Genomic DNA, 4,062 nt, shown 5'->3' with positions numbered 1-4,062 from the left:
TATGGTTCGATAGGGGGGCATAAATCGACTAAATCCTTATCTGGCAAGAGACTTAATTGATTAGTTCGCTCTAGATAAAAAACAATTGACAAAAATCGCTAAATGCCTTTCTATATAAGGGTTCCATCCCTTATAATCCCCGTCCATTGCATAACACAAACCGAAGAGCCTCCAAGCTTTTGGGGGGTTCTACCCCCCAACCCTACCGTTGGGAGCGTAGGGTTGATTCAAGGTAGGGTTGATTCATGAATCAACCCTACCCCGTTGGGGGCGTGGTGCCGCCCCCAAACCCCGGAGCGCATTAGCTTTTCAGTGGGATGCTTACACGCGATTGTTCATATTTTTGTACTAATTTAAGAGTCACTGATAATTGCTGATTGTCGGTATTTCTGCAAATGTGGGATGCACCCTGTCTCCTATCTGGTACTATGATAAGAACGTAGGTTGGGTTGAAGCATGAAACCCAACGCCCGCATGGGTTACGCTACCGCTAACCCATCCTACAAATAATTGTGCCTCCCTACTTAAAACACCTGAAGAAATTGCCAAAACTTACTCATCTTTGAGCTTAGAACAAGTTTATGCAACAATTTTGTACTATTTGCATGAGCAAGAAAAAATAACCAATTATTTAACCGAATGGATTGAACATGGAGAAAGAATGAGAGAAATACAAAAACAAAATCCTCCTCCTGTGGCGGAAAAATTGAGAAAGTTAAGGCAACAAAGAAAAGCAGTCAAACAAGTAAATGAGTCTGAAATATCTCTTAGATGAAAATGTTGATCCTCTCTATGGGACTCAACTAAGAAGACTCAAGCCTGATTTAGTTATTAGAGTCATTAGAGAACCTGTTATACTAAATCTGTTGAGTATAGGCTACTTATGAAGACAGGCACTCATGCAAGAGGCAAGAGGCAAAAGGGGTAATAAATAATCAGTCTTTAATAACCAGATTTAGTATCACGGGTCGCTTGCATGATGTCGTTGGTTGTTAGACGGCTAGTTGCTTTGCCACGGATAGCGGCAATCAGTTGCTTTCCCCGGCTTAGGGTTCTAGGCTTGCGAATTTGCAAGATATCCCCAATCACTTCCAGCTGGATTTCTGTACCGGGTAACAACCCAAGCTTTTCTTGAATATCAGGGGGAATAGTGATTTGTCCGTTAGGGCTAATTTTCATGGTGTTTTTCTGCATATACTAACAAATAATCGGAAGAGTCAGTGCCACTGGCTGCTTGACCCCCCCCAAACGTTTACCTGGGAATAACTCTGATTTATTATCCTGTATCCTATTTGGTACTATGATAAGAGCAGAGAATCAGTCAAGCATTTTATGAAAAAAGTACTTGTTATTTTAATTCTGGGTTTTCTGAGCGAACAAATATCAATAAAATCACCAATTTCTGGCAATCAAACCCTCAATAATTTAGCCGTAGCTAACAACAATAATCGTCCCACTCCCCAGAAAAAACCTAGTCCTTCTCCACAGTTTCGGTGCGATGGTAGAACTCACTGTTCCCAGATGACCTCCTGTGCAGAAGCGACTTTTTTCTTGAGAAATTGCCCCAATGTCAAAATGGATGGAGACGGTGATGGAGTTCCCTGTGAAAGTCAATGGTGTGGAAAAAAATCCTCAGAAAAATGTTGGGAAAGTTTTCCAGATAACTAATTTTGTTTCCTCACCCCAATTCTCTCACTTAAAGAATCGGGGTGAAAACAATTAAGAAGCAGTAATCACGGGAGAATTAAGATATTGATAATTCCAGTCCGATTGTTGCCAAACGCGACCATCAAGGGCAATTTGTTCGATTAAACTAGCTAATCGTAAAGCTTTTAAAGCTTGTTCCCCACCGACAGAAGGTTGGTCCCCACCGCGCACACAATGAACAAAATGTTCTAATTCCGCGTGTAGAGGTTCAATATTGCTGGTATAAACTTTTTCAATTAAACCATCTTGACGGTAGAGAACTTGACCGTAATCGGTGCTATAGTTAGCGATGGTTTGCCGGTGAATGAGGATTTCATTATTGAGAAAATCCGCTTCCGTGAGAGAATTTTTACAGTGGGCTGCTAAACGGCGAATCTTGCGATGAGTCACCTTACTAGCGGTTAAATTAGCCACTACTCCATTACTAAAACCAAGGGTTGCAGTGACATAATCGAGATAACCGGAATCAGTGGCAGCGCGACTACCACTAGCGGTTAATTTCACCACGGGAGCGGAGACTAATTCTAAAATTAAATCTATATCGTGGATCATTAAATCTAACACCACCGACACATCATTAGCGCGTTGGGAATAGGGACTCATGCGATGGGATTCAATCGCTAAAATCTCCTCGGTTTTCAAGACCTTCGATAACTCTTGGAAAGCGGGATTAAAACGCTCGATATGACCCACTTGCAGAATACAATCATGATCGGCTGCCGCATTGACTAAAGATTCCGCTTCACTAATACTAGCGGCGATCGGTTTCTCGATCAAGGTATGTACTCCCCCTTGCAGACAGTCCATCCCGACTCGATGGTGTAACCGCGTGGGGACAGCGATACAAACCGCATCTACCCTAGGTAAGAGATCTAAATAATTTTCAAAAAAACGGACTCGGTATTTACTGGCAGTTTCCAGTCCCTTTTCGACGTTGACATCGGCCACCCCGACGAATTCCACGTCTTTTAATAAACTCAGGATGCGACTATGGTGTTGTCCCATGTTACCGACCCCGATAACCCCGACTTTAATCGGTTTGAGTTGATTTCTGTTACCCGGAAAGTTTGCTGGTTGATTGGACATGAATTTTAGACTCCTGTGTTCACACTCCTCACACCACTTGATTAGATTAATCAAGCTGATTTCGTCCATTAACTACCAAGATGGTATCATGGTTATCCAGCATTCTGACACGATGTCGGTGTCAATGGGAGTTCTGAGAAGATTTTCTGATTCCATCTGCGGGTTTTTACTCCTAAATGCTTATCAAAAAATCATCCCTGAGTAGCGAGGACTACATATGGACAATTCAACGGATTTTAACTCCTTACGGGGATTAAGTGTTTTTTTGCTAGGAATGATGGGGGCCGGCAAATCCACCCTGGGAGAGTTGCTTTCCCGACGGTTACAATATCGTTTTTTTGATACAGATATATTAATAGAAAGGGTCGCGGGAAAGAAAATCAGGGAAATTTTTGCCGACGAGGGAGAAGCGACTTTTCGGGAGTTAGAAACCCAAGTTTTAGCCGAATTATCCTCTCTGACTAAAACTGTGATTGCCACCGGGGGAGGGATGGTTTTAAAACCGATGAATTGGAGTTATCTTCGTCACGGTTTAATGATTTGGTTAGATGTTCCTCTCGAAGTCTTGGTTAAACGTTTAAAAAAAGATACCTCTCGTCCCTTGCTTCAGTCCACTGATTTAGAAAGTAAACTGGAATTATTATTAGAACAAAGACGAGGACTTTATGCAGAAGCAGATCTTCGGATTGTTGTTTCTGACCTAGATACACCTGCTCATATCGTTGAGAAAATTTTAACAGCAATACCGACGGTAATTAAAGATTTTCATCCAGAAAGGGATAATAACTAATGATAGCAGCTTCAATTTTTGATTTACCTGAACTAATTCCTGACCGAGAAATTCTGGAAATTTTGGCCCAAAGTCAGGCTATTCGTCTGGAAAGAATTATTTCCACTGGTCAAACCACTCCCCGGGGTCAATGGTACGATCAATCTGAGTTTGAATGGGTGATTTTATTACAGGGATTTGCTGAGATTAGTTATGAGGATGGCAGCCAAGTTAATCTGCAAGCGGGGGATTATCTGCTGATTCCTCCTCACCAAAAACATCGCGTCGAATTTACTAGCAATAATCCCCCTTGTATTTGGTTAGCTATCCATTATCGCTAGTAAAATATAGTTTCTAACTAGGGTCTGCTGAATAAATCTAAAAACCTTGTTGGATAAGACTTTTGGACTTTTTTCCCCTCAAAAAGTGCCAGCCATTGGAGTGATCGGGGGTAAAATTCAGGTACTTTTTCCCTGAAAATTAGGTAACTGACTACCTCA

The 4,062-nt window shown here is 41.8% G+C and carries 6 protein-coding genes; 4 read left to right on the top strand and 2 right to left on the bottom strand.

The genetic code is table 11. From position 1 onward, the window contains the following. The first annotated feature begins 562 nt into the window (after positions 1–562). Positions 563–775 carry a hypothetical protein gene (locus O9332_RS17860; protein WP_002766476.1) on the top strand — a complete coding sequence of 71 codons (213 nt, stop codon included), beginning with the start codon at positions 563–565 and terminating at the stop codon, positions 773–775. Between the two features lie 167 nt (positions 776–942). Here the strand turns inward: O9332_RS17860 and O9332_RS17855 are convergent, their stop codons facing one another. Beyond that, a complete protein-coding gene (locus O9332_RS17855; RefSeq protein WP_223213093.1) occupies positions 943–1,179 on the bottom strand; it encodes an AbrB/MazE/SpoVT family DNA-binding domain-containing protein in 237 nt (78 codons plus the stop codon). 153 nt (positions 1,180–1,332) lie between these two features. Here O9332_RS17855 and O9332_RS17850 point away from each other — a divergent pair, with 153 nt between their 5' ends. Continuing rightward, the gene (locus O9332_RS17850; RefSeq protein ID WP_002742928.1) at positions 1,333–1,668 is read left to right on the top strand and encodes an excalibur calcium-binding domain-containing protein; all 336 of its coding nucleotides are present in this window, start codon (positions 1,333–1,335) and stop codon (positions 1,666–1,668) included. Positions 1,669–1,719: 51 nt separating this feature from the next. On the opposite strand, the gene O9332_RS17845 is transcribed toward O9332_RS17850, so the two are convergent. Then, positions 1,720–2,793, bottom strand: a complete 1,074-nt coding sequence (locus O9332_RS17845; RefSeq protein ID WP_004266826.1) for a Gfo/Idh/MocA family protein — start codon at positions 2,791–2,793, stop codon at positions 1,720–1,722. 217 nt (positions 2,794–3,010) lie between these two features. Between O9332_RS17845 and O9332_RS17840 the strand changes: the two genes are divergently transcribed. Next, positions 3,011–3,583 carry a shikimate kinase gene (locus O9332_RS17840; protein WP_288026668.1) on the top strand — a complete coding sequence of 191 codons (573 nt, stop codon included), beginning with the start codon at positions 3,011–3,013 and terminating at the stop codon, positions 3,581–3,583. Then, positions 3,583–3,903, top strand: coding sequence for a cupin domain-containing protein (locus O9332_RS17835; RefSeq protein ID WP_004266823.1), 321 nt, complete (start codon positions 3,583–3,585; stop codon positions 3,901–3,903). The genes O9332_RS17840 and O9332_RS17835 overlap by 1 nt, the downstream gene beginning before the upstream one ends. Positions 3,904–4,062: the final 159 nt, after the last annotated feature.

Origin of the sequence: Microcystis sp. LE19-10.1B (genome assembly GCF_027530565.1) — a bacterium.
GTDB classification, from domain to species: domain Bacteria; phylum Cyanobacteriota; class Cyanobacteriia; order Cyanobacteriales; family Microcystaceae; genus Microcystis; species Microcystis aeruginosa.
The sequence above is the reverse complement of the archived record's forward strand: the minus strand, read 5'-3'. Positions and strand labels throughout refer to the sequence as shown.